Origin of the sequence: Prosthecobacter sp., assembly GCF_046154365.1 — a bacterium.
Taxonomy (GTDB): domain Bacteria; phylum Verrucomicrobiota; class Verrucomicrobiia; order Verrucomicrobiales; family Verrucomicrobiaceae; genus Prosthecobacter.
Window position 1 is genome coordinate 61,367 of record NZ_JBJXFV010000021.1, and the last position, 23,843, is coordinate 85,209.

21 protein-coding genes are annotated in these 23,843 nt (G+C 59.6%); 8 read left to right on the plus strand and 13 right to left on the minus strand.

Features of this window, described 5'->3' with window-relative positions:
• Window positions 1–12: 12 nt before the first annotated feature.
• The 10 genes from ACKVY0_RS02785 to ACKVY0_RS02830 all read right to left on the minus strand — a co-directional run bounded on the left by ACKVY0_RS02785 (window position 13) and on the right by ACKVY0_RS02830 (window position 12,062).
• Entirely contained in the window at window positions 13–693 is a 681-nt protein-coding gene (locus ACKVY0_RS02785; protein ID WP_409213265.1) for a cbb3-type cytochrome c oxidase subunit II, read from the minus strand.
• The gene (locus ACKVY0_RS02790; RefSeq protein ID WP_409213266.1) at window positions 690–2,177 is read right to left on the minus strand and encodes a cbb3-type cytochrome c oxidase subunit I; all 1,488 of its coding nucleotides are present in this window, start codon (window positions 2,175–2,177) and stop codon (window positions 690–692) included. The genes ACKVY0_RS02785 and ACKVY0_RS02790 overlap by 4 nt, the downstream gene beginning before the upstream one ends.
• A 3-nt stretch (window positions 2,178–2,180) precedes the next feature.
• The gene (locus ACKVY0_RS02795) at window positions 2,181–2,600 is read right to left on the minus strand and encodes a hypothetical protein (RefSeq protein ID WP_409213267.1); all 420 of its coding nucleotides are present in this window, start codon (window positions 2,598–2,600) and stop codon (window positions 2,181–2,183) included.
• 15 nt (window positions 2,601–2,615) lie between these two features.
• On the minus strand, window positions 2,616–3,938 hold the full coding sequence (locus ACKVY0_RS02800; protein ID WP_409213268.1) for a hypothetical protein: 1,323 nt from the start codon (window positions 3,936–3,938) through the stop codon (window positions 2,616–2,618).
• 24 nt (window positions 3,939–3,962) lie between these two features.
• Window positions 3,963–4,640, minus strand: a complete 678-nt coding sequence (locus tag ACKVY0_RS02805; protein ID WP_409213269.1) for a c-type cytochrome — start codon at window positions 4,638–4,640, stop codon at window positions 3,963–3,965.
• Window positions 4,641–4,661: 21 nt separating this feature from the next.
• Complete coding sequence (locus ACKVY0_RS02810; protein WP_409213270.1) at window positions 4,662–5,261, minus strand: DUF3341 domain-containing protein; 600 nt, start codon at window positions 5,259–5,261, stop codon at window positions 4,662–4,664.
• Window positions 5,262–5,303: 42 nt separating this feature from the next.
• Complete coding sequence (nrfD, locus tag ACKVY0_RS02815; RefSeq protein WP_409213271.1) at window positions 5,304–6,761, minus strand: NrfD/PsrC family molybdoenzyme membrane anchor subunit; 1,458 nt, start codon at window positions 6,759–6,761, stop codon at window positions 5,304–5,306.
• 9 nt (window positions 6,762–6,770) lie between these two features.
• Window positions 6,771–10,013: a TAT-variant-translocated molybdopterin oxidoreductase gene (locus ACKVY0_RS02820; protein ID WP_409213272.1), complete on the minus strand. Its 3,243-nt coding sequence runs from the start codon at window positions 10,011–10,013 to the stop codon at window positions 6,771–6,773.
• A gap of 24 nt (window positions 10,014–10,037) precedes the next feature.
• Entirely contained in the window at window positions 10,038–10,841 is an 804-nt protein-coding gene (locus tag ACKVY0_RS02825) for a cytochrome c3 family protein (protein ID WP_409213273.1), read from the minus strand.
• A gap of 177 nt (window positions 10,842–11,018) precedes the next feature.
• Window positions 11,019–12,062 carry a retropepsin-like aspartic protease gene (locus ACKVY0_RS02830; protein WP_409213274.1) on the minus strand — a complete coding sequence of 348 codons (1,044 nt, stop codon included), beginning with the start codon at window positions 12,060–12,062 and terminating at the stop codon, window positions 11,019–11,021.
• Window positions 12,063–12,172: 110 nt separating this feature from the next.
• On the opposite strand from ACKVY0_RS02830, the gene ACKVY0_RS02835 reads away from it, so the two are divergent.
• From ACKVY0_RS02835 to ACKVY0_RS02870, 8 genes are all read left to right on the plus strand, one after another.
• Window positions 12,173–13,471, plus strand: coding sequence for an ABC transporter permease subunit (locus ACKVY0_RS02835; RefSeq protein WP_409213275.1), 1,299 nt, complete (start codon window positions 12,173–12,175; stop codon window positions 13,469–13,471).
• A gap of 11 nt (window positions 13,472–13,482) precedes the next feature.
• Window positions 13,483–13,917: a hypothetical protein gene (locus ACKVY0_RS02840; RefSeq protein WP_409213276.1), complete on the plus strand. Its 435-nt coding sequence runs from the start codon at window positions 13,483–13,485 to the stop codon at window positions 13,915–13,917.
• A 214-nt stretch (window positions 13,918–14,131) separates the two neighbouring features.
• Window positions 14,132–15,652 carry an ABC transporter permease subunit gene (locus tag ACKVY0_RS02845; RefSeq protein WP_409213277.1) on the plus strand — a complete coding sequence of 507 codons (1,521 nt, stop codon included), beginning with the start codon at window positions 14,132–14,134 and terminating at the stop codon, window positions 15,650–15,652.
• A gap of 20 nt (window positions 15,653–15,672) precedes the next feature.
• Window positions 15,673–15,921, plus strand: coding sequence for a UPF0175 family protein (locus ACKVY0_RS02850; protein WP_409213278.1), 249 nt, complete (start codon window positions 15,673–15,675; stop codon window positions 15,919–15,921).
• An 86-nt stretch (window positions 15,922–16,007) separates the two neighbouring features.
• Window positions 16,008–16,403 carry a DUF3368 domain-containing protein gene (locus tag ACKVY0_RS02855; RefSeq protein ID WP_409213279.1) on the plus strand — a complete coding sequence of 132 codons (396 nt, stop codon included), beginning with the start codon at window positions 16,008–16,010 and terminating at the stop codon, window positions 16,401–16,403.
• A complete protein-coding gene (locus ACKVY0_RS02860; RefSeq protein WP_409213280.1) occupies window positions 16,400–18,469 on the plus strand; it encodes an extracellular solute-binding protein in 2,070 nt (689 codons plus the stop codon). The genes ACKVY0_RS02855 and ACKVY0_RS02860 overlap by 4 nt, the downstream gene beginning before the upstream one ends.
• On the plus strand, window positions 18,469–20,169 hold the full coding sequence (locus tag ACKVY0_RS02865; protein ID WP_409213281.1) for an oligopeptide/dipeptide ABC transporter ATP-binding protein: 1,701 nt from the start codon (window positions 18,469–18,471) through the stop codon (window positions 20,167–20,169). Before ACKVY0_RS02860 ends, ACKVY0_RS02865 begins: the two co-directional genes overlap by 1 nt.
• Window positions 20,170–20,176: 7 nt before the next feature.
• Window positions 20,177–21,151 (plus strand): ABC transporter ATP-binding protein, encoded by a 975-nt coding sequence (locus ACKVY0_RS02870; protein WP_409213282.1) that lies wholly within the window; start codon window positions 20,177–20,179, stop codon window positions 21,149–21,151.
• A gap of 61 nt (window positions 21,152–21,212) precedes the next feature.
• Here the strand turns inward: ACKVY0_RS02870 and ACKVY0_RS02875 are convergent, their stop codons facing one another.
• The 3 genes from ACKVY0_RS02875 to ACKVY0_RS02885 are packed head-to-tail and all read right to left on the minus strand — an operon-like array spanning window position 21,213 to window position 23,537.
• Entirely contained in the window at window positions 21,213–22,823 is a 1,611-nt protein-coding gene (locus ACKVY0_RS02875; RefSeq protein ID WP_409213283.1) for a cation acetate symporter, read from the minus strand.
• Window positions 22,824–22,862: 39 nt separating this feature from the next.
• Window positions 22,863–23,210 carry a four helix bundle protein gene (locus ACKVY0_RS02880; protein ID WP_409213284.1) on the minus strand — a complete coding sequence of 116 codons (348 nt, stop codon included), beginning with the start codon at window positions 23,208–23,210 and terminating at the stop codon, window positions 22,863–22,865.
• 18 nt (window positions 23,211–23,228) lie between these two features.
• Window positions 23,229–23,537 (minus strand): DUF485 domain-containing protein, encoded by a 309-nt coding sequence (locus ACKVY0_RS02885; RefSeq protein WP_409213285.1) that lies wholly within the window; start codon window positions 23,535–23,537, stop codon window positions 23,229–23,231.
• Window positions 23,538–23,843: the final 306 nt, after the last annotated feature.

Genomic DNA, 23,843 nt, shown 5'->3' on the forward strand with positions numbered 1-23,843 from the left:
CAATGCGGAGGGCTACTTTTTGGCAGGAGCAGCGGCGACGGCTGCTGACTGTCCGGGAATGGGATAATCCTTTTTCAGAGACTGGAGGTATTGAACAAGCTGCTTCGCTTCAAGCGTCGGGACGACTTCAAAACCAGCCGCGACGGCGAACTTCTTCGGCAGCTTCACGGCGTCAGTGGAAACCGGCCCCTGAATCTTCTGCACTCTGAACAGATGCGTGTAGGCTGGCATCGTGCTCCAGTCATGCACGGAACGCGGAGAATAAAGGTGCTGATAAAGCGCGGCTTCAGCCGGCGCACGCCAGCCGTAGTTGGCAAGGTCGGGACCGACACGCTGCACGCCGAGCAGGGCGTATTTTTCGCTGAGGTAGTCACGCAGCACGTTCGGACGCACGGGAGCCGTAGGGCGGCCTTCCTGATCTTGGCCCCAGCCTTTGTACCAGCCGTCGAGACCGAGCTGCTGCGGGCGAATCATCTGCGTGTGGCACTGATTGCAGCCTTCGCGGACGTAAACGAGTTTACCCTGATCGTTGACGGGTGCGGGAGGATAGATGCCCTCGACGCCGTCTTTGTCCTTGTCATAGGCGACAGGCGTGAGCTGCTGATACTGCATCGCCGGCAGGACGATGAGGCACAGCCAAGGCAGCCCGAAGGCGGCGGTGAGACCAAGAATGAAGGTGCGGAAGTTCGTCATGCGTGTGCTCCGTGGGGAAGGGCGGTTTCATCATGGTCGTGATGCAGCAGGGTAGGCGCCGAACTGCGGCGGCCAAGGCCAAGCACCATGAGCACGAGATGGATAAGGAACATGAGGTTCGAGAAGCTGATGAGCGCCCAGGCAACCGCACGCGAGACGACGTAGGCGCGGGAGTTGACGACGTGATTCATGAAGGTCTGGTCCCAGTGTTCAGGATCGTTCATGTCCGCGCCCTGCTGCCAGCCGGCGACGAGGCTCATGATGACGATGGTGCCGACACCATAGACGGAGAACCAGAAGTGGTTGCGAATCAGACGCACGCTGAGCCATTCACAGCCGGAGAGGCGCGGCACGATATAGTAGATGGCGCCGAACACGCACATGCTGAAGAAGCCGTACACGCTGACCATCTGGAACGCATACCAAGATTGCGTGAACTGGAGGCTGGCTCCGGTCCAGAACGCAGAGTTCAAGGCGAGAACCACACCCGAAACGGGATAGAACAGCGCACCGAAGAAGACGAAGCGCAGCGTGGGGCTAGTGGCGGCAGCGCTGTGCTTGCCGAGCGTGGTGAGGTGATGATTGAGGCCGACAAGGCCGACTGGGATGAGCAGCAGCACGCCGGTGGCAGCGCCAATGGAGGTCATCCAAGCGGGCAGCGGTCCGCCCATGTATTTCTGCATGCCGGTCCAGCCGCCAAGAATGGCGAGCGTCCAGAAACCAGCAGAAGCCAGCTGTGCGGAGGCGATTGGCTGGCCGGTGATCTTCGGAATGAAGTAATAGGCAGCGCCAACACCGACCGGAACGAAGAACAGCATGATCACACCGTGGATGTACCACGCATCAATGCCAGCACCGAGCGCACCGAGGCCTGGCAGGCAATGCAGCGCGACGTTGGCGGTGATGAAGATCCATGGGAACCAGAAACAGGCACCGAGAATGTACCAAGTGCTGACCATGAAGCCCTCGGGGCGGAAAGCGCGGCCAAACATGCGCACAATCGGCCACGCATAGCACAGGAAGCAGCCCAGCAGCACGGGCCAGACGAACTTGGGCATCTCCAGCCACTCGATGGAGGTGCTCTTGCCCATCACGATGGCGAGAATGCCAAAGGTAATGGTGATGTTCCAAAAGATCGCGGCAACAAGCAGCAGGCTCTTGCCAGACTTCAGTTCCTGGCCGGAACGACGTGCCATGATCCATAGCATGACGCCGAGAGCAGCCTGCACGCCCCAGCCATAGACGAGCGCGTTGATGTGCGCGGGCTGCAGGCGGCCATAGCTGATGTATTCGTAATTGCCGAGGAATTCGGGCTCCACCATCTTGATCGCGGAGAGAACGCCGAGGATCGTGGAGAGCATGAGCCAGAAGGCCCCGTTGGTGAACAAGAACAGCACGGGAACTTTCACCGACTTGTCGATCGCCGCGCGGCGAAGGTTGTCGGCCTGAAGGTCCGTGTCAGGAGTGGAAGGAGTGGTCTGCATGACTTACTTGGGCGGAGCGGGTGCGGCAGGGGCCGGTGCAGGTGCTGCGGGAGCAGCAGGGGCGGTGGAAGCGGGAGCGGCGGCGGCAGGCATCGCAGCGGCGGCCTGTTTGAGCTGTGTCGGTGAGCCAGGAACGACTTGCGTGCTGACAGCGGGCTGTTTGGCAGCAAGAGCGGTGAGTGACTTTTCAAACACGGCTTTCTTCTTGGCCGCGTCGCTGAAACCGATCTTCGCGAGGTTTTCAGTCTGCGCCTTGACGATTTCGGCGGTGTTGGCGGTGCGTTCATCTTCGCGTGGGTCAAAGCCCAGCTTCGAGGCGCTCATGGCCTGGATGAGAATGAACAGCACGGCGAAGCCAGCGAAGGCTCCGAGCACCCACAGAAAGGTGGCTCCGGCTTTGGGGGATGGATCAGACTGCGACATGGAAAAATCGGGGGATCAGTTGACGACGTTCACGGATTCGATGAGGCGCGGGTCACGCCATGGATACAGGCTGTATTTGGCAAGACCACGCAGGTAAAGGAAGCCCATCGTGCCGAACACGGCGCACAAGGCGGCGAGATCCTGCACCCAGGCGCCCGGAACCCACACACCAATGCCAAGCGAGGGACCACGCTCGGGGATGACGTTCCAGTAAATGTCCACGAGGTGCATGAAGATGATCCAGATACAACCGATGCTGATGACGACCGGGTTCTTTTTGCGCTGCTGGGAGAGCAGGAACAGGAAGGGAACAACGAAATGCCCGGCGACGAGGAAGATCGAGATCTCACGCCATGCTTCGGTGTTACGCGTGAGGTAGAAGCGGGTTTCTTCGGTGATGTTGGCGTACCAAATCAGGAAATACTGGCTGAAGGCGATGTAAGCCCAGAACACGGTGAAGGCGAACAGCAGCTTGCCCATGAGATGGTAGTGCTCGTCGGTGACCACCTTCTTCAAGTAGCCGAGGCTGCGCAGCCAGGTGACGACGAGAATCGAAAGCGCCATCGAAGCCCAGGCGCAGCCAGCGAAGATGTACACGCCCCACATCGTGGAAAACCAGTTGTAGTCGAGCGACATCAGCCAATCGACCGCAGCGAAAGTAACCGTCAGCGCATAGAACAGCAGCCAGCGGCAGGAAAACGCACGCGCGGAGATGGTGTGCTTGATGTCGCCATCCTGCTCCTGCTTGAGCGACTTGCCACGCAGCGTGCGGGCGATGTACCAGAGGATGAGGAAATAGAGCACGAAGCGCACCTGCCAGCTAAAGGGCGGATAGAAGTGATTGCTGATGTTCAGGTAACCAAACTTGCCCACGAGCACATGCAGATGCGGATTGGCCTCAGAAGCGTGATGCAACGCCTCTTTGACGGTGGTGTGGTCGTGATGAGCATGCTCAGCCGCAGTGCGGTGATGGCCCATCCACTCATAAAGCGGCTTTTGCACGGAAGGGCAGAGCAGCGGCGTGGCGAGAATGGCCAGCGCGAGAATCATGTTCGCCAGATTTTCCCAGATGCGTCGCACGGCGACGCCCCAGCTCGAATTGGACGCGCTGTGGAGCAAAATCCAGAAGCAGCCGCCCACCACGAAGGTGAAGGTGAAGAAGATCGCGAACAGCCAGGAGTAGGCGAAGGTGTCCGTGTTCTTGAAGAAGAAGAATGCGGAGGCGATGAGGCCCAGCAGGCCAAACAGGCCCAATGCGCCGATGAGCTTCGCGCCCTTGGCCGGCTCGAATTTTTCTCCGCCCTGGGGCAGATCGTTGAAGGTGACGTGGTGACTCATGCCTGTGTTCGCGTGATCGTGCCGTTACTGGAGGGTGGCGCCGGACTCTTTGGCGGCGAGTTGCAAGGAGCGGATGTAGGCCACGATGGCCCAGCGGTCGCGCAAGGTGATGTTGCCGCCGTAGCCGCCCATCAAACCTTTGCCGTTGGTGATGACATCAAAGATGGCACCATCTGCGCGGAACGCGGCGGCATTGGCAGGGTCGGTGTTGCCCGGCTGCTGAAAGTTAAAAGCGGTAAGGATGCCGTATTTGGAAGTGACACCCTTGCCGTTGCCGGAAGCTCCGTGGCAGATCGCGCAATGGATGCCGTAGCGCTGTTCACCGCGTTTGATGAAGAGGTCGTTGAAGACCGTCGCATCGCCGGTGATCTCGGTGGGCAGGCCGTCGCCGTAGAAATCGCCCATCTTGCCGGTGTCGTAGTAGCTGTTGCCGTTGGTGAAAGCCACGCGGGCAGGCTTGGCACCATCGGCAGCAGGCTTGGCGGGGATTTCAAAGCCCATCGGCACGGTGTTCTTGACGCGCAGTCGCGCACCGCGGCCGTCGGCGAAGAAATCGCTCGAAGCCTGGTATTTGATTTTCGCCTGCTGGTCCATGTCCGGCAGGATTTCGAGCGGCGGCAGCTCAGATTTGCTGCCACGGAAGCCGAACGCGCTCACAAGGATCGCGGCGACAAAGAGATAGCTGAGAAAGAAGTACTTCATGGTGCGTGAGGTAAGCGCGGCTTAGATTTCGTCCTCCACGAGTTCGATGTTCTTGCCACCGGCCTTTTCGAGCAGGGCCTTGGTGCCTTCCTGGGAGAATTTCGGGTCACGGGCTTCGATGCAGACGAAGAAGCCATCGTCGGAGAATTTGGCGAACTGCTTGGAAGTGAACAGCGGGTGGTTCCAGCGTGGCAGGCCGATCAGGGCGAGCAGACCAAACAGCGTGGTGAAGGCGCTGAACAGAATCGTCAACTCGAACATCACCGGGAAGAACGCAGGCAGTGTCCAGATGTCGGTAGGCTTGCCCTGCACGACGGTGGGATAGGTTTCGACGATCTTTTGCAGGAAGCCGAGGCCGATGTGGCTCCAGAAGTTCGTCTGTGTGATCGTTTGCAGCGTGAAAGCGATGGTGGTGCCGGTGATGCCGCCGCAGAACACGAGGATGGGCAGCTTCGAGCGCGAATTGCCCATGGCGGCATCCATGCCGTGAATCGCGAACGGGGAATGCACATCCCAGCGCTGATAACCAGCGTCGCGCACATGCTCAGCGGCATGGTACAGCTCCTTGACGCTGTCGAATTCAGCGAGGTATCCGTGTACTCGTTTGAGGGTGGTGCTCACGATGGTGAATTTGAAATTTGAAATTTGAGATTTGAAATCCGATCAGGCGGCGACGGGTTTGGGGACGTGACGGTCGGAGTAGTCCATGAGATCTTCCTCCTGGATGCCGGGCTCGGCGTGGTCGTCACGGTGCGGATTCGACTGCGGCAGGACGCCCTTCACTTCGCCGATGGCGATGACGGGCAGGAAGCGCAGAAACAGCAGGAACAGCATCATGAAGAAACCGAAGGTGCCAAGGAAGGTGTACTTATCGACCCAGGTGGCCTCATAGACGCGCCAGGAACCCGGCGTCATATGACGTTCCAGCGTGGTGGCGATGATGACGTAGCGCTCGAACCACATGCCGGCGTTGACACACATGCAGACGAACATCACGACCCACATGTTGTGACGGCACCAGCGGAACCAGAACAACTGCGGCGAGAAGACGTTGAAGCTGAACATGAAGTAATAGGCCCAGGTGGACGGACCGGTCAGGCCACGCAGCGTGAAAGCAGCGCCTTCATACGGATTGGCGCTGTAGTAGGCCATGAACAGCTCCATGCAGTAGGCGTAACCGACGATCGTGCCTGTAAGCAGGATGATCTTCGCCATGTTGTCGATATGCTTCGGCGTGATGAGATCGTCCAGACCGTAAATACGACGGCAGGGGATCATCAGCGTCAGCACCATCGCGAAACCACCGAAAATGGCACCGGCGACGAAGTAGGGCGGGAAGATCGTGGTGTGCCAGCCGGGAACGACGGAGGTGGCGAAGTCGAAGGACACGACGGAATGCACGGACAGCACCAGCGGTGTCGAGAGAGCGGCCAACAGCATGTAGGCGGTCTCGTAGTGGCTCCAATGGCGGTTACCACCGCGCCAGCCGAGGGCGAACAGGCCGTAGAGGAATTTTTTCAGGCCAGGACGGCAACGGTCACGCAGCGTGGCAAGGTCAGGCACGAGACCGAGGAACCAGAACACGAGCGAGACGGAGAAATACGTCGAAACGGCGAACACATCCCACAGCAGCGGCGATTTGAAGTTCTGCCAGATGGCGTTGGCGTTCGGGATCGGTGCAAGGAACCACACCATCCACACACGACCAACGTGGAAGGCCGGGAACAGGCCGGCGCACATCACTGCGAAGATCGTCATGGCCTCAGCGGCACGATTGACGGACGTACGCCACTTCTGACGCGTGAGGAACAAAATCGCGGAAATGAGCGTGCCGGCGTGACCGATACCGATCCAGAACACGAAATTGGTGATGTCCCAGGCCCAGGCGACCGGCTGTTTCTGACCCCAGACACCGACGCCGGTGGAAATAAGGTAGGCGAAGCAGAACACCATGAGGCCGGTCAGCAGCACCGACGGAATGAACAGCAGCCACCAGAGGGCGGGCTGTTTGTTTTCCACGACGCCGCAGATGCGGTTCGTGATCCACGAATAGGAACGGTTGTTCAGAACCAGCGGTTCGCGGTCCAGGATTCGCGGGGTGTTTGAGGCTGAGGCGTCCATGTGTCCGGTTTAGAATTGGTTGTTGCTCCAAACGGCGATGTTTTCCGCGCCGGGCATGTTCTTGTTCGGATTGCGCAGACGGGCGAGGTAGCTCGTGCGCGGGCGTGTGCCGATGTATTTGAGCAACTGGTAATCACGCGGCGATGCCTTCGATTTGACGACGGCGGAGTTTTTGTCGGCCAAGTCACCAAAGACGATGGCGTCGGCCGGGCAGGACTGCTGACAGGCGGTTTTGACCGTGTCGGTCGGCACGCGGAAGTTCTTCGAGTCGCGCTGCACCTGCTTCTGCAGGATTTTGGCGGATTCGATGCGCTGCACGCAATACGTACACTTCTCGATGACACCTCGCATACGGACGGTGACGTTCGGGTTGCGCTGGAGGCGGAGACTTTCGTCTTCCTTTTTCTCGCCGAGCGGACCAGCGTAAAGATTGCCGACCTTCATGCCGAGCACGGTGGTGTCGATCAGCGGATTGCGCTTGTTGTAGTCGAACCAGTTGAAGCGACGGGCGGTGTAAGGGCAGTTGTTGGCGCAGTAGCGCGTGCCGATGCAGCGATTGTAGGCCATCGCGTTGAGGCCGTCGTCGGTGTGGACGGTGGCGTTCACGGGGCAGACGGTTTCGCAGGGAGCGGATTCGCACTGTTGGCAGGCGAGCGGCTGATGCACCATTTCGGCGTTCTCAAGCTGCTCGGGCGTCGGATTATCGACGGCATACGTGCTTTCCTGGGCCACTTCGTTCTTGCCCCACTTCGGCACGGCGAAGTAGCGGTCCATGCGGATCCACTGCATCACGCGGCCTTTGCGGACCTGATCTTTGCCCACGACGGGAATGTTGTTCTCGCTCTGACAGGCGACGATGCAAGCCGTGCAACCGATGCACTTGCTGAGATCGATCGTCATGCCCCACTGGTGATGCTTCTCGTAGTCGAAACCGTCCGGATTCTCCTCGGAGCGCACCCCGACCTGGCCTTTGTAGAGGGAGATGTTTTCCGGGATGTGCCCGTCCATGCCGGTCTTCTGCGCGAAGGCCGTGTCCTTGTTGAAAGTGTCCAGCGTGCCTTCGCGATAGAGCGCACGGCCTTCCATTGTGTTCTGATCCTGCGTGAGGGCCAGTTCAGCAATGGTGGCGAGCACTTCGACCTTCGCACCGCTCAAGACGAACGTGCCGGGCTGCTTGCGCAACGCATAAGCATTCACACCGCGATCAGCGCCGACAACGCCGACGCCCTTCTGGCCGTAACCAAGAGGCAGCGTGATGGAATTGGAAACGTGGCCGGGAGCTTCGATGGCCGGGATGACAATCTCGGTGCCACCGACGGAAATTTTGATGTTCTGGCCTTCTTTGAGACCCAGACGACGGAACGTGACCGAACCGATCCATGCGGCATTGTCCCAAGTGAGCTTCGTCACTGGATCGGGCGCTTCTTGAAGCCACGCGTTGTTAATGTAGCGACCATCGAAGACGCTGGCGTCAGGCACGAGCACGACTTCGAGCGAATCATCCGTCGGCGCGGCTGCAGGCGTAGCCTTGGCGACGATTCCGGCCACAGCAGCGACATTCGGAGCCGCGCTGGCCTTGGCGTAGGCGGAACCTTTGAGGAAGCCGTCACGCAAAGTGAAGTTCCACTTCGCTTCGTCGAGACCACCGGCCACAGCGGCGAAGGTGTCGCGCACAGCGACGTAAGCGACATCTTCAGCAGGTGCGGCTGGAGCCGCAGCCTCGGCAGGACCCAGTTTTTTGCGGCCCAGCAGTGCGAGCAGGACTTCCGTGCGGCTGGCACTGTCATACAACGGCGCAATCATCGGCTGAACGATCGAATAGGTGCCGTCGGCAGCACGGGCATCGGCCCAGGCCTCCAGGTAGTGAGCGACCGGAATGTGCAGCGCCGCCTGACGAGCCGTGGCGTTCTTGAGCGCACCGACGTGAATGATGTTCACCTTCTTGACGAGTTCTACGAGTGCCGCAGCATCAGGCGCGTCATAAAACAAATCCGCCGTCGTCAACGAGACGAGCGTCTTGACCTGACCACCAGCAACAGCGGCTTGAAGCTCGGCAAAGCCGCCCATTTCAGGAGCAGGAGCTTCTTGCAGCAGTTCAATCGTCGAACCAAAGGCACCGAGGGCGTTGTTGATCGAGGCGACGAGCGCGTGGACTTCCGCACCGTAGCGGGAACCAGCGAGGACGAGAGATTTGCCCTTGTTGTCGATCAAATCGCGAACCGCCGGAGCGATCCACTCCTTGAGGCTGGCAGGCGCTGTGTCAGCGAGCGCTTTGGCGGAGGCATCTCCGAGTTCCGAAGCGATGAGAGCTGCTGCAACTGGGATCAGGCTGGCCGCGAGCGGCTTGCGATGATCCGCCATGCCGCCGGTGAGCGTGTAACGGTTTTCGAGCACATAGAGGCGGTTCATGTCCGCCGTCTTGGCTTCCTTGGCACGATGCTTGGTGAACGCGGAAATCGGTTCGCCCGAAACCGGATCGACACCGAGGAAATCGCAATCCAGTGAGAGAATGCGCATCGCGGAGCCGAGCTTCACGAAGGGCTTCACGCCAGCACCCAGAATTTCCTTGTTTGCCGCAGCCCGGCCTTCGCCGCCAACAGCTTCGTATTGGAACAGCTTCACCTGCGGGTAGGTGGCCTTCAGTTCGCCGAGGAGGCGGAGATACGTCGGGGAGGACGAGGCGCTAAGAACGACGCCAAGGCTGGCACCGGAGGTTTTTTTCGCCTCAGCAACTGCGGCGGCGATCAACTCGTTCGCCTTGGCCCAGCTGAGTTCTTTGCCAGCGCCGAGGGGCTGCTGCGAGCGCTCAGGATCATAAAGATCAAGAATGGACGCCTGTGCAAAGGCGTCGATACCGCCACCCAAGGGATGGAGCGGATTACCAGCGAGGTGAGTTGGACGGCCTTCGTGCGTGGTGACGACGAGCGGCGTGGCACCACCGCTGCGCGGCATCGTGGTGGCGTAGAGGAGCGCCTTGCCCGGCACCATCCACTCGACGTGCTGGGTGTAGGGCAGGATGTTGATGAGCGGACGGCGGCAGCTTGCCAGACCCATCATGCCCACGCTGGCGCCCATGATCTTCAAAAATTCACGGCGGCCATTCTCGCGCTCTTCTTCGTTCAGCGTGTCGCCAGCAGGGAACTCGCGACCCAGGTTCTTGAGAAAATCTTCACGACGATCCAACTCGGCGACACTGCGCCAGTAGCGCTTGGCGTTCTGCGGCTCCTCGGGATGCTTCCAAATCTGTTTCATGTGTCAGGAAAAATGGCGAGGGGTTTAGCGGTGGCAGGCGGTGCAGGATTCCGGCGGCTGAATCTGCCAGTGCTTTTTGAGCTGGGTGCCCACTTCTGCCTGGGTCACTTCCTTGCCGTAAGTTTTTTCAGCGAGCGTGAGAAGCTTTTCAAGGTCATCCGCTTTGCTGCCTTCGGCGATGGCGGCGGCGATTTCACCAGCTGGGATCTTCTTGTCGAGCAAACCCTTGTAGAACTCACCACGCTTCAGGTCGGAAGGCTTGAAGGCGAGTTTCGTGACGTAATCGAGCGGGCGGAGGTTTTTTTCAGGATTGCGGTGGCAGTCGAGACACCAGCCCATGGACTGCGGCTGATCGTGGCGGACGACTTCCATTTCATCAATGCGACCATGGCAGGCCACGCAGGAGATACCGCGGTTTAAGTGGGCGCTGTGATTGAAGTACACGTAGTCTGGGGCCTTGTGGACCTTTACCCATGGGATGGATTTGCCGGTTTCGTTGGCCTTGATGACCATCTCCAGCTTGGGAGAATTGCTACGGATGTTGCCTTTGCCTGGGCCGTGGCAGTTGAAGCAGGTCTGATTCGTTGGGACGTTCGAGTGACTGGAGACTTCGCCGAAGCTGTGGCAGTAACGGCAGTCGAGGCCGAGCTGACCGGCATGAATCTTGTGCGAAAACGGCACCGGCTGCGTCGGCTCGTAGCCTACGCGGGTGTATTTCGGAGTGAAGTAGTAGGCGATGCCGACACTCACGCCGAAGGCAATGAACACGACGGCAATGGCTACCTTGAGCGGCAGCCAGTTGCTCCAACGCGGAAAAAAGTTACCCATAGAAAATGTCGTCAGATGAGCTTGTGAAAAATTTCACAAGGAAGCCCAGAATAGGGAGATGGCAGCAAGTTTGCAACCGTCATCTTGATTTTTTTGAACTTTTGTATGCAAAGCTTGTGCTGTTGCGATGCCGTCGCAAAAAATCGCCTTTGCGTCCGGGTTTGCTGCCTCCTCTTTTCAGCCCCACTCGACCCAGAGCACCTTGTGCTCGAAATCCAGCGTCACACGGTAGTCCTCCAACAGATACGTGCCGAGGCGCGACGGCCCGGGCATCACATCCACCTCGGCAAACGGGTAGCGGGAGCCAAACAATCCCAGCGCCATGAACTCCAGCACGCGCACCCGTGCGTCCTTAGGCGACTGCGCCCCACCCACGCCAGTGATCAGGTAATTCCCGCCCACATACCAGCCGCCATTCTTGTAGCCGAGCACTTGGGCGACCTGTTGATCAAGCTGAACGCCGAAAACCGAACCCGAATCGACCACCGCTTCCCATGAAATCTTGCCATACTTCAGCAGCGTCGTCGGCACACCATGCACCATACTCAAGTTGGCCTTATGAATGTGTTTTCGGGTTTGCCCTGGGAAACTGCGGGTAAACCCGAACTCGACCTTCTCCTTGAGAAAATCGAGCGTCAGGTACTTGCAGTGATTCGCCGCCAGATGCACGCCGAGCACCGAAATGCCGAAGTTCTCCTTTAAGATTCCCGTTCCCGCCGTCGTGCGCTGCATGCGGATGATGCAGGGCAGGTTCTCCAGCCGCCAGGAGCCAATCTGCACCGTGGGAATCAACGCCGCCATGCCTGGCTCTTTCCCCAGCACCCCCGCCATGGTGGGGCGCACCTGCGGCACGGTTTTCATCCCAAACTCCACCGCCTGCTCCGCATCGAACACACTGAACGTCGCCCCGGTGTCGAGCATGAACTTCTTCGGCTTGTGCCCATTGAGGCCCACTTTGATGTACGGGATACCCCCTTCGTAATACATCGGTACTTTGAGGACGCCTTCCGGCGGCGGAATGCTGCGCGTGTTGACCTTCATGCCGCCTTTCACCAACTGCGTTTCGGACGGCTTGAGCGCCTGCAAGTGAAGCTGCTTTTGAATGTCCGCCGGAACTGCCTCATTGCGCACCACAAACGACTCCGAGCATCCCACCAGACCTGCCACCACCAAGGATAGCTGCGCCATGCGCGCAGCGAGATTCAGGAGTGGCCGGTTCATGTGCTGCAGCCATCCATCCTCACACCAATCCTGTCAACCGACGCAAATCGCTCACGAAAACCTTGTGCGCACCGCCGTACTGTCTGAGAATTCCCGCTTCACCGACCTGAATGACCGCCTATTTAATACGCCGCCTGCTGCTCATCCCGCCGACACTCGTCGGCATGACGCTGGTGGTGTTTTTCATCATCCGCTTCACGCCGGGCGGGCCGATGGAGCAGGCGCTGCTGGAGGCTCGCATGAAGAGCGATGGCCAGCGCAGTGGCAGCAGCCGTCAGCAGTCAAGCGGGCTGACTCCACAGCAGCTTTTGAAGCTCCAGGAGCAGTACGGCCACGATAAGCCCTATTTCATCGCCTACGCCTCATGGCTGGGTGCTTGGCCGAAGGACACGAATCGCTCCCGCTCTGACTTTGCCGAAGGAAAGACCGAAACCGAGGTCAAACTGCCCGGCACGGCGAATGTGGTGACGGTGAAACGCAACGCGAAGGATGAGGCCGAGATCGTGCCGCTCAAGGACGTGGACACCTCCGTCTGGCGGGCGCGCATCATCACACCGGAAAAACAGAAGCAGGAGTGGGAAACGGCGAATCCTGGCCAGAAGCTCGACAAACCGCAGCCGTATGTGGCGCTGATCTACCAGCCGAAGTTTGCGGGAGTGCTGCAAGGCAACCTGGGCGACTCCACACGCTACTCCGAGCCGGTTTGGACGATGATGAAGCGCCGTTTCCCGATCTCGCTGTTCTACGGCGTGATGTCGATCATCCTCACCTATATGGTGTGCGTGCCGTTGGGAGTGCTGAAGGCCATCAAGCATCGCACACCGGTCGATACGGCAACCTCGGTGCTCATTTTCTTCGGTTACGCGATTCCGGGCTTCGTGCTCGGCGTGTTCCTGATGGTGTTGTTTGCCGCGCGGTTGCGCTGGTTCCCGCTGGAGGGCTTTGTGAGCGCGGATTTCGCCGAACTCGGCTTCTTTGGCAAAATCTACGACCTGTTCCATCACGCCTTTCTGCCGCTGTGCTGCTACATGGTGGGCAGTTTCGCCGGATTGACGATGCTGGTGAAAAACAACCTGCTCGACCAGCTCGCCAGCGATTATGTGCGCACCGCTGTGGCGAAGGGCGTGGAGTTCAAAAAGGCCGTCATCGGCCATGCGCTGCGAAATTCCTTCATCCCCGCCGCCGCCACGATGGGCCAGGCGCTCACGGTGCTCGTGGCGGGCAGCTTCCTGATCGAGCGCATCTTCGACATCGACGGCTTTGGCCTCATGGGCTTCAACGCCTTGCTTGAGAAGGATTATCCCATCGTCATGGGCACCGTCACGGTCGGCGGGCTGCTGCTCATGCTCGGCAACGTGCTCTCCGACATGATCACCGCCCGGCTCGATCCAAGGATACGGTTTGAATAACATCACCCCTCATGCGAGCATTCACCATGACCACTCTCGATTTTCCTGACATTCTCAAACTCAACACGCCGCATGTGGAAGGACTGGCACGGGTGGCGGCCGAGTGCGGTGACGACGATTCAAGCCATGCCTTTGCCCGCCAAGTGCGCATGGTCGAGGGCGTCATCATGAACACCTGGAGCATCGCCGTCAGCCTCACCCGCCGGGCTGAGTCGATTGAGGAAGTCTGTGCCATTTGGGCCGGCCTAAGCGCGCTGTGTGACCAGGCACTGGCGGCCGTGCGCGCGCTCAAGGACCGCTTCCCGCACTGCGGCACCAGCGCGCTGTATGATCTGCTGCTGGACTACAAGCTGGCGGCGGACCAGCGCCACACCAACGCCACGGAAGAAGAGGAAGTATGCCGGACGATGCCAGCCCCGAAGGGATTGTTTCCCGCGATGAAATAGCCGCGCTGGTGCCGCTGTTCGATGCCGCAGAGTTTCCACTCGAGCCTGAGTCAGTGGAGGCCAGGGAGGCATTGTTAAGCTGGCGGGCAGCCACGGCGGCGCTGTATGAGCGTGTGCGACATCACCCAGACTTCCAATCCATCGACCAACGTCTCTTCACCATCCATCTGCGCCATCTCTGCCGCCAGATGCTCAAAAAACGCCACACCCAATCTTGAACCGCAAACTCTCCATCACTGCGATCATCCTCGGCGCTCTCGCGATCCTCGGCGAGATGTGCGGGCTGCTGATTCCGACGGTGTCGTGGTTCTTCACCAACGGACGCGTGTTTGGATGGACGAGTTCGGTGCTCTTGATCGCTGGCGGCGTGCTGGGGCTGCTGTTCCTGCCGCGTGAGATTCGCTGGACGCCGGTGACCTTGCAGCGCTTCCGCCGCTTCCGCAGCATCGGGCGCGGTTGGTGGTCGTTCCGCATCCTGCTGGCCCTGATCGCACTGGCGATGCTCGATCAAATCATCGTGGGCAAACGGGCGCTCATGGTGCGCTGTGATGGGAAGACGACTTTCCCGGCTTTCGTCACGAAGCGCTACCAGGCGCAGGAATTCGGCCTCCAAGGCGAGCAGGAGGTGAGCTACCGCGAGCTGAAGCAGCAATTGAGCAAGGAGCAGCGCGGTTTCGTGCTCATGCCGCTCGTGCCGTGGGATCCAGTGCTCGATTCGGACACGCTGCAATCCATCACGCTGGAGCAGCGCGACGGGAAATGGTTCAAACCCGGCGATGCGGAGCCGTATTCGGGCCGCGCACGCACCTCGTATGTGGACCTGCCAGCGCAGAAGCACACGGACACGCGTTTCCGCAAAGGCGTGCCGGATGGCGAGTCACAAGGCTACGCGAAAAACGGTGCGCTGGCTTTTTCGGCCTTCTACAAGGCGGGTGTGAAGGATCGCGAAAAATGGACCGGCGAGATGCCGCAGGCGGAGTTCGAGAAGGTGGCCGTCACGCCGTATGAGGTGACGATTTATCCGCCGATCCCGCCGCTGTGGAAGGCACGGCACTACCTGGGCACCGACAGCAAGGGCTGGGATGTGCTGGCGCAGATTTATGGCGGCTGGCAGGTCAATCTGAAGGCCATCGTGCTCTATTTGGCCTTCACCTACGGCGTCGGCATGATCATCGGCTCGCTCATGGGCTTCCTCGGTGGCGTGTTCGACATCACCTTTCAGCGCATCATCGAAATCATCGAGGAACTGCCCTTCCTCTACATCGTGATGATCGTGGTGAGCATCATCACCGTGGCGGAGATGAATCTCGTCATCCTGCTGGCCGTGATCTGCCTGTTCTCGTGGACGAGCCTCACCTACTCGCTGCGCGCGCTGGCCTACAAGGAGAAGGAGCGCGACTACATCTCCGCCGCCCGCCTGCAAGGCGCCAGCACTTGGCGCATCCTCACACGCTACCTGCTGCCGAACATGCTCGCCACTGTGGTCACGCAGGTGCCCTTCAGCGTCGCCGGCATCATTTCATCGCTCACCGCGCTGGCCTTCCTCGGCTTTGGCCTGCCGGAGACGTATCCGCAATGGGGCTGGCTGTTTGACGACGGCGTGAACCATCTCTCCGCGCTGTGGATCTCCACCTCGATGTTCGCCGCGATGGTTTTCATCCTCCTCCTCGTCACCTTCGTCGGCGAGGCGCTGCGGGAGGCCTTTGATCCGAAGAAGTTCACGACGTACCAATGAACCAGCATTAAACTGACGCCATGAACATCGTCATACCAGATCCCATTGCCGAGCAGGCCGGACTCGATGAGAAGTCAGCGCTCAAGGAACTCGCCCTAACCCTTTTTGCACAGGGAAGGCTGACTGCCGGGCAGGCCCGGCGCATGGCGGGTGTTCATTTTTTTGAGTTTGAGCAGTGGCGAACAGAGCGCGGACTGCCTCTGCGCGAGTTTACTGTGGAGGAATTGGAAAGTGATATCAAAACCCTCCGCTCTCTCGGCCTGCTGTGATTGTTATTTCTGACACATCCTGTCTTTGCTATCTGGCGCTGATCGGGCGTGAAGGACTGCTTCGTGAACTCTATCATGAGGTCGTTGTGCCTCCGGCCGTAGCAGCGGAGCTAGCGCAAGGCGCAGCCACTCTGCCCGCCATTCAGCGTTTGTTAGATGCCGCCTGGCTCACCGTGCGGACGCTCAATCACTCTGAGAGAGCCAAAGAGCTACTTGAGGAGGTGGACGCGGGCGAGGCGGAGGCCATCGCCCTCTACGAGGAACTCAAAGCGGATCTGCTCCTCGTCGATGAACTGGATGCCCGTGACTTGGCCGAGAAACTCGGCATCGCCCGCATTGGTCTGCTCGGCGTGTTGCTAAATGCCCGCAAGTCAGGTGTGCTGAAAGAGCCGCTTCGTCCGGTGTTTGAGTCTCTTCTCCAACATGGATTCCGAGCGAGCCGCAGCTTTATCGAACAGTTGTTAAAGGAGGCCGGTGAATGAAATATCGAGTTCATGGCGTCCTCCGGTGGTTCTCGATGTTACTCGTGACGGCATTGGGCGTAGCCGGTCTTTCCGCCGCCGATTTCCCGCCTTACGACGGCACCAAGGAGCGCGACGCATTTTGGAGCTTCTACAACAAGAAGGTGCTCGCCGGTTTGCAGAGCCAGGAGAAGGATCTCCCGGCTCAAATCGCCAAAGAAGCCGACGCGACCAAAAAAACCGAGCTGGAGGCTCAGCTCGCCATGGCGCGCGAGCGGCTGAAAAAGCCCGAGTACTTCACCTTTGCGAAGCCGGAGGACGTGCCAGCCGATTTGCAGTGGGAAGACGGCATGGACGAGCCGGAGATCGGCGATGCGAACGCGAAGAAGGGCGGCACGTTGCGCGATTACGTCCCATCCTTCCCGCCGACGCTGCGTGTGCTCGGTGAGAACAGCAACAGTTCCTTCCGCAGCTACCAATACGACGATGTCGAGATGTCGCTGATCAATCTGCACCCAGAAACAGGCCGCGTGATCCCATGCGTGGCCAAGCAGTGGGCCGTGGCACCGGACAACCGCACGGTTTACTTCCGCATCGACCCGGATGCCACCTTCTCCGACGGCACACCGGTCGAGGCGGATGATTTCTTCAACCACTTCTACATGCAGCTCAGCGAGTATCCGAAGAACCCCTTCGGCAACGAGTGGTACGGCTCCAACTACGCCAACATCACCCGCTACGACGCCCGCACGCTGTCCATCTCGCTCACAGAGCCGAAACCGCTCGCGCCTTATTTTGTGAGCGCCACACCGATGTCGCGGCACTTCTACCGCGAGTTCGGCCCGGACTTTGAGCAGCGCTATCAATGGCGCTGCCGTCCCAGTGCCGGGCCGTATGTGATTCACGAGGAAGACATCCAGTTTGGCCGCAGCGTCACGCTTTCCCGCGTGAAAAACTGGTGGGCACGCGACAAGAAATTCTACCAGCACCGCTTCAACGTGGATCGCATCGTGTATCGCGTGATCCGTCTCCAAGACAAGGTGCTGGAGCTGTTCCGGCAGGGTGAACTCGATGTGGAGCAGCTCATGATGGGCATCCCCGAATACTGGTATGAAAAGCTGGAGATCCCGGAGGTTCACAAGGGCTACATCCACAAAACCAAGTTCTACAACATCTGGCCCGGCTCCCACGCCGGCCTGTGGCTGAACTGCGCGGTGCCGCCGCTGAACAACAAAGATGTGCGCCTCGGCCTCAGCTACGCCACGAACTACCAAAAGGTCATCGACTTCGACCTGCGCGGCGATTTCCAGCGCCTGAACTCCTTCAGCGAAGGCTTCCCGCTCATCGGCGACCCGCCGCTGAAAGCACGGCCCTTCGATGTGCAACTCGCCCGCGAGCATTTCGCCAAAGCCGGCTACACCAAGCTCGGCAACGACGGCGTGCTGGTGAACGACAAGGGCCAGCGCCTCACCGTGACGATCCTGCATCGCAAGACGGAAATCGTGCAGAAGGTCATGCAGCGTCTCAAGGAAGAGGCGATCAAAGCCGGCCTCGAATACAAGCTCGAAGGCCTCGAAAGCACCTCCTACTTCCAAAAGGCCACGCAGAAGAAACATCAGGCCGCGTCCGTGGCCTTCAGCGTCACGCCGCCGATCCCGGACCACTACCAGGCCTGGCATTCCAAAGATGCCTTCATGGAAGATGGCAAGACGCCAAAGCCGAACACGAACAACCTCACCAGCTTCGCCGATCCGCGCATGGACAAATTCTGCGAGGACGAACGCCACGCGACGAGCATCGAAGCCATTCGCGTCGCCTCGTGGGGTGCGGATCAGATCATTCATGACGAAGCGGCCTGGATTCCCGGCTACGAGCAGAACTACTTCCGCGTGGCCTACTGGCGCTGGGTGAAGTGGCCGGAGAAGACCTTCAACGTGGCCGTGAGCGAGATGCCGATGTCGAATCACCTGCATTGGATCGACGAAGATGTGAAACGCGAAACCGAAGCTGCGATTCGCAGCGGCAAAACTTTCCCCGAGACCGACCAGGTCTTCGATCACAACCTCAAATCAGGAGGAACCAAGTGATGGCGACGCCTTTGCTCGAAGTTCGCAACCTGCGCGTCGGTTTCCAGACCGACAACGGCCTGCTCACCGCCGTGGACGACGTCGATTTCACGCTGGAGACCGGCCAGACGCTCGGTGTCGTCGGTGAAAGCGGCTGCGGCAAAAGCGTGACCGCGATGAGCCTCATGCGCCTGCTGCCGCAGCCCTCAGGACGCATCCTCGGCGGCGAAGTGCTGCTTGAGGGTCGCGATTTGACGAAACTGCCGATTGAAGACATGCGGAAGATTCGCGGCAACGACATCGCCATGATTTTCCAGGAGCCGATGACCGCGCTCAATCCCGTGCAACGTGTCGGCAAGCAAATCATCGAGGCGATCCAGCTTCACGAACCGATGTCTCCCGACAAAGCGCTCAAACGGGCCGTCGAACTCATGGAATGGGTCGGCATTCCCGCGCCCGATCAACGCGTGAACGAGTATCCGCATCAGCTCAGCGGCGGCATGCGCCAGCGCGTGATGATCGCCATGGCGCTGTCCTGCCATCCGAAAGTGCTCATCGCCGACGAACCGACCACCGCGCTCGATGTGACCGTGCAGGCGCAGATTCTCGACCTGCTGAAACGTCTCCAGCGCGAAACCGGCATGGCCGTCATTCTCATCACACACGACCTCGGCGTCATCGCCGAAGTGTGCGACGACGTGGCCGTCATGTACGCCGGCCGCATCGTCGAACGCGGCCCTGTGCATGAAATTTTTGCCAAACCGCTGCACCCTTACACCCAGGGCCTCATCCACTGCCTGCCGAAGCTCGATCACCCGCCGAAGACCGATCTCCCCGTCATCCCCGGCATGGTCCCCAGCCTCCGCGACATGCCCGCCGGCTGCCGCTTCGCCTCCCGCTGCCCGAACCAGCACAGCGCTGATGTTTTGACCCAACGCCAGCCTTGGAAGGAATGCGGCAGTGGTCACGGCGTCGAAGCCTGCGTGTGCTTTGCCGACACTCTTGCCAAACCAGCGGATACAAATACTCTTCACAAAACCACCAGCGCCGCCGATGAAACTGACCTCCAACGACTTGCTCAAGATTCGCTCCAAGCAGCCCATGCTTTCCTCCGCGCAAGTCCGGTCCCAGATGGACCGCCACAAGGCAGCGAGGCACGCCGCGCAGAACGCGAGCGGCAGCTCCGGATCCTCGCCGAGTATGCACGCGGGAAAGGCTGTTTAATCACCACGGCGAAGTTGGAGGCATTGGGCACGCCGCAGGACACAGGCTCCGAGCACACGGTTTATTATCACGAGCCAAGCTGGCGCGCCTGGAAAGTCACCCTACCCGGCAGATGTGGAAACACGTTTCCAGAAGGTCGGTTTGATGCCGCCCTGCCCTCGGAGTATCTGGAACGCTGGCAGAAATACAATGAAGTGCTCGGTGATCACGTTCGCTTCGAGGGGGTCATCGAAACGGCCGACGGCATCTCCGTCATCATATCCCAGCGCTGGATCGCTGGGGAACGACCAGAACGAGAAGCGATCCAGCGCCATATGGAGGCCCTGGGCTTTATGCGCACCGCAGGCCCGCACGACTTTTACCGTGCGGAGGACAACCTGGCCGTGCTGGACTGCCACGAGGACAATTTTGTTCTCACCGAGCCGGACATCGTCGTCCCCATCGACGTCCATGTGATGAGCGCCACAGCTGGTTTGAAACGAGCCTTGATGATTTGAAAGCACCATGAGCCTCCTCTCCGTCCAGAACCTCAAGATGCACTTCCCGGTGCGTGGCGGCGTGTTTTACACGACCAAGGCCACCTGCAAGGCGGTGGATGGCGTGAGCTTTGATTTGAAGCCGGGTGAAACGCTCGGCCTCGTCGGCGAAAGCGGTTGCGGCAAAAGCACGGTGGCCAAATCGGTCGTGCGATTGCTCAAACCGACCGGCGGCAGTGTAAACTTCAACGGTCATGACATCTCCACGCAGTCACAGAGCCAGTTGCGCACGCTCCGCCGTGAAATGCAGATGGTTTTCCAAGATCCCGCCGAGTCGCTGAATCCACGCCATACCATCGGACAGATTTTGGAGGAGCCATTCATCATCCAAAAGCTGGGCACGCGTGCCGAACGCGGCGAATGGGCCGCCGAACTGCTCAAACGCGTCGGCTTGCCGGTGGATGCGCTGCATCGCTACTCCTTCGAGTTCAGCGGCGGCCAGCGCCAGCGCATCGGCATCGCCCGGGCACTCGCCTTGAAGCCCAAACTCATCGTCTGCGACGAACCGGTGTCCGCACTCGACGTTTCCGTGCAGGCACAGGTCTTGAACCTCCTGCTGGAGCTGCAGCGTGACTTTGGCCTCGCCTACCTCTTCATCGCGCATGACCTCAGCGTCGTGCAGCACATGAGCGACCGCGTGGCGGTGATGTATCTCGGCAAAATCGTCGAACTTGCCCCTGCTGCGGAGCTGTATCGCCATCCGCGCCACGCCTACACCAAAGCGCTGCTCGATGCGATCCCCATCGCTGATCCCACGAAGCGCCGCGAGCGCCAGCTCCTGCGTGGCGATGTGCCCAGCCCGATCAATCCGCCCGCAGGCTGCGCCTTCGGCCACCGCATGAAGCATCCGAAGTGGCAGGACAGCGTCAGCATGGACCTCACGCTCAAAGAAGTCTCGCCGGGGCATTTCGTGCAGCCTTGTCCGTGCTGCACAGTGGCGTAGCTTCGATTGGCAATCGAAGCCGAACGTCCCTGAGATTCGATTCCCAATCGAATCTACTTCATCAATGAGCCGTCGCCTTCTCGGAGCCGAGACCGGTGTGGGCGCGGACTTTGAGTTCGGCGAACATGGCTTCGGCTTCGGGTTCGCGTTTCATCAAGGAACCGATGATGGCGGCGAGGAAGCCGAGGGGAATGCTCAAGATGCCGGGATTGGTGAGCGGGAAGATGGCGTTGGCCTGAATGAGGTGGCGCTTGGCGGCGACAATCTCAGGACCGTCGATGCCCATGATACTGGGGCTGAGGATGATCAGCACGATGCTGCTCACGAGGCCGACAGCGAGACCGAGCACGGCTCCGGTAGTGCTGAATTTCTTCCAGAAGATACTCAACACGATGACAGGCAGGTTCGCGCTCGCGGCGACGGCAAACGCGAGGCCGACGAGGAAGGCAACGTTGACGTTTTGCAGTTTGATCGCGAGGAAGATCGAGATGGCACCGACGACGAAGGCGGTGATGCGGGCGACGCGGACTTCCATGCCTGGGCGGTTCTCTTTCCCGTGATGGAGCACGTTGGAGTAGAAGTCGTGCGCGAAGGAGGCGCTGGCGCTGATGGTGAGGCCCGCAACGACGGCGAGAATGGTCGCAAAGGCCACGGCGCTGATGAAGGCGAAGAAAATCGGCCCGCCGAGGAATTCGGCGAGCTGCGGGGCGGCCATGTTGTCGGTGACGATGTTGTGCGGCTTCAAAATGGTCGCCGCGCCGAAGCCGAGGAAGGTGGTGAGGATGTAAAACGTGCCGATGATGACCATCGCCCACACGACAGACACACGCGCAGTCTTGGCGTCAGGCACGGTGTAAAAGCGCACGAGGATGTGCGGCAGTCCAGCGGTGCCAAAGACGAGTGCGAGGCCCAGCGAGATGAGATCGAGCGGTCCCCAGCCTTTGGTGACATCGGCGCCGAATTTCATGCCGGGTTCCAGGAAGTTCTTGGTCACTTCGACGCCGCTTTTGTCGGTGTAGGTGAGGTGGGCGATGGCATCGAAAAATTTGGTGAAGCTGTAGCCGAAGTGTTTCATCACCAGGATGCTCAGGAAAATCGTGCCGGTCATGAGCAGGATCGCTTTGATGATCTGCACCCACGTCGTCGCCAGCATGCCGCCGAAGACGACATAGACGACCATCAGCACGCCGACACCGATGATGGCCCACTCAGTGCTGATCCACGGCAGGTCTTTGAGCAGCAGCTTCACCAAAGTGCCCGCGCCGATCATCTGCGCGACCATGTAGAGGGTGGAAACGGTGATCGTGCTCAGCGAGGCCATCGCCCGCACCGGACGCGGCGTGAGGCGGTAGGCCAGCAGATCCGCCATGGTGTATTTGCCCGCGTTGCGCAGCGGCTCGGCGACGACGATGAGCACCGTCAGGTACGCGACGAGCCAGCCGACGGAGTACATGAACCCATCGTAACCAAAGAAGGCGATCATCCCCGAGATGCCGAGGAATGATGCGGCGCTCATGTAATCACCCGCCACGGCGAGTCCGTTCTGCCAGCCGGTGATGCTGCGGCCCGCAGCGAAGTAGGCGCTGGCTCCCGTGTTCTTTTTGGCGGCCCAAACAGTGATGCCGAGCGTCGCGACGACGAAGGCGAGAAACATCCATACTGCGATAGTCATAAGGGAAAGATAAAAGATGAAGGATTAAAGATGAAAGGACTACTGCTTGCGCTTGGCGTTGATGACCATCGTGGTCATGATGGCGTTGAGTTCGTTGGCTTCTTGAAACAAGGCTTCCAATTTGGCGGGCTTTAACAGTTTGTGATCGACGATGAGTTCCAGCCAGAGCGTGGTTTCTTCGAGTTCCTGGATCGCGCCCTCGACCTTGCTGATGAAATCCTTGGGCGACTTGGGCCTTTTGCCCTCGCGCGTCTGGGCGGCGACGGAAGTGGCTGATCGCAGAACTTGCGGTCCGAACACTTTCGTCAGGTCATTTTTTGGCAGCGCAAGGTACATATTGATGATCCGTGACGCAAAACGCTTGGTGCGATCAGGCAGGTCCGTCATGGTTTTATCTTTTAGATTTCATCCTTCATCTTTGATCACTTCTGCCGCCTCCCGGTCCCATTGAGCGGCCTTGCGGGTGTAGATGAAAGCCATGGCCCAGGCCATGAAGAATTGCGACAAAGCGAAGAGGTAGGCCCAGTTCAGCCTGCCGAGGACTTCCTTCTTCATCAGCTCCGGGAAATATCCCACCAGCACTGGCAGCGCGAAGTAATAGATCACGAAGAAGATCGTGGCGGTGATGATGAAACGCGACTTGCGCGCCAGCAGCGCACGGAATTCCGGCTTCGCCTCCAGTTGTGCCCAGTTCACAGGTGATTTTTCGCTCATAGTGGGCGCGAGGTTAGGAAGTCGGACATCAGAAGGCAAGAGGGGAAATGAATGTGGTGAAAATGCTTGGGCGCCGAAACGTAGGATGAGTGTGGCGACAGCCCGCTCGTCTCTTGGAGCGCCGCGCCCCCAAACAGCCGGGCGGGCTGTCGCCACACCCAGCCTCAGACATCCTGACTCCGGCCCCATCTTTGACCGCATTCTTATCTAACGATGGGAAAACCAATGATCCCTCTGCGACCGTCCATCCTCTGCGGTTAAAACCAGGTAACCGCAGAGGATGGACGGTCGCAGAGAAGAACTGGC

What these genes read in the sequence shown, in the direction of transcription:
- ACKVY0_RS02850 (WP_409213278.1), top strand. Translation starts at nt 15,673, where the DNA reads ATGAACATCGTCATACCAGATCCCATTGCCGAGCAGGCCGGACTCGAT.
- ACKVY0_RS02790 (WP_409213266.1), bottom strand. Translation starts at nt 2,177, where the DNA reads ATGCAGACCACTCCTTCCACTCCTGACACGGACCTTCAGGCCGACAAC.
- ACKVY0_RS02865 (WP_409213281.1), top strand. Translation starts at nt 18,469, where the DNA reads ATGGCGACGCCTTTGCTCGAAGTTCGCAACCTGCGCGTCGGTTTCCAG.
- ACKVY0_RS02830 (WP_409213274.1), bottom strand. Translation starts at nt 12,062, where the DNA reads ATGAACCGGCCACTCCTGAATCTCGCTGCGCGCATGGCGCAGCTATCC.
- ACKVY0_RS02785 (WP_409213265.1), bottom strand. Translation starts at nt 693, where the DNA reads ATGACGAACTTCCGCACCTTCATTCTTGGTCTCACCGCCGCCTTCGGG.
- ACKVY0_RS02880 (WP_409213284.1), bottom strand. Translation starts at nt 23,210, where the DNA reads ATGACGGACCTGCCTGATCGCACCAAGCGTTTTGCGTCACGGATCATC.
- ACKVY0_RS02875 (WP_409213283.1), bottom strand. Translation starts at nt 22,823, where the DNA reads ATGACTATCGCAGTATGGATGTTTCTCGCCTTCGTCGTCGCGACGCTC.
- ACKVY0_RS02885 (WP_409213285.1), bottom strand. Translation starts at nt 23,537, where the DNA reads ATGAGCGAAAAATCACCTGTGAACTGGGCACAACTGGAGGCGAAGCCG.
- ACKVY0_RS02805 (WP_409213269.1), bottom strand. Translation starts at nt 4,640, where the DNA reads ATGAAGTACTTCTTTCTCAGCTATCTCTTTGTCGCCGCGATCCTTGTG.
- ACKVY0_RS02835 (WP_409213275.1), top strand. Translation starts at nt 12,173, where the DNA reads ATGACCGCCTATTTAATACGCCGCCTGCTGCTCATCCCGCCGACACTC.
- ACKVY0_RS02800 (WP_409213268.1), bottom strand. Translation starts at nt 3,938, where the DNA reads ATGAGTCACCACGTCACCTTCAACGATCTGCCCCAGGGCGGAGAAAAA.
- ACKVY0_RS02870 (WP_409213282.1), top strand. Translation starts at nt 20,177, where the DNA reads ATGAGCCTCCTCTCCGTCCAGAACCTCAAGATGCACTTCCCGGTGCGT.
- ACKVY0_RS02860 (WP_409213280.1), top strand. Translation starts at nt 16,400, where the DNA reads ATGAAATATCGAGTTCATGGCGTCCTCCGGTGGTTCTCGATGTTACTC.
- ACKVY0_RS02820 (WP_409213272.1), bottom strand. Translation starts at nt 10,013, where the DNA reads ATGAAACAGATTTGGAAGCATCCCGAGGAGCCGCAGAACGCCAAGCGC.
- ACKVY0_RS02795 (WP_409213267.1), bottom strand. Translation starts at nt 2,600, where the DNA reads ATGTCGCAGTCTGATCCATCCCCCAAAGCCGGAGCCACCTTTCTGTGG.
- ACKVY0_RS02840 (WP_409213276.1), top strand. Translation starts at nt 13,483, where the DNA reads ATGCGAGCATTCACCATGACCACTCTCGATTTTCCTGACATTCTCAAA.
- nrfD (WP_409213271.1), bottom strand. Translation starts at nt 6,761, where the DNA reads ATGGACGCCTCAGCCTCAAACACCCCGCGAATCCTGGACCGCGAACCG.
- ACKVY0_RS02825 (WP_409213273.1), bottom strand. Translation starts at nt 10,841, where the DNA reads ATGGGTAACTTTTTTCCGCGTTGGAGCAACTGGCTGCCGCTCAAGGTA.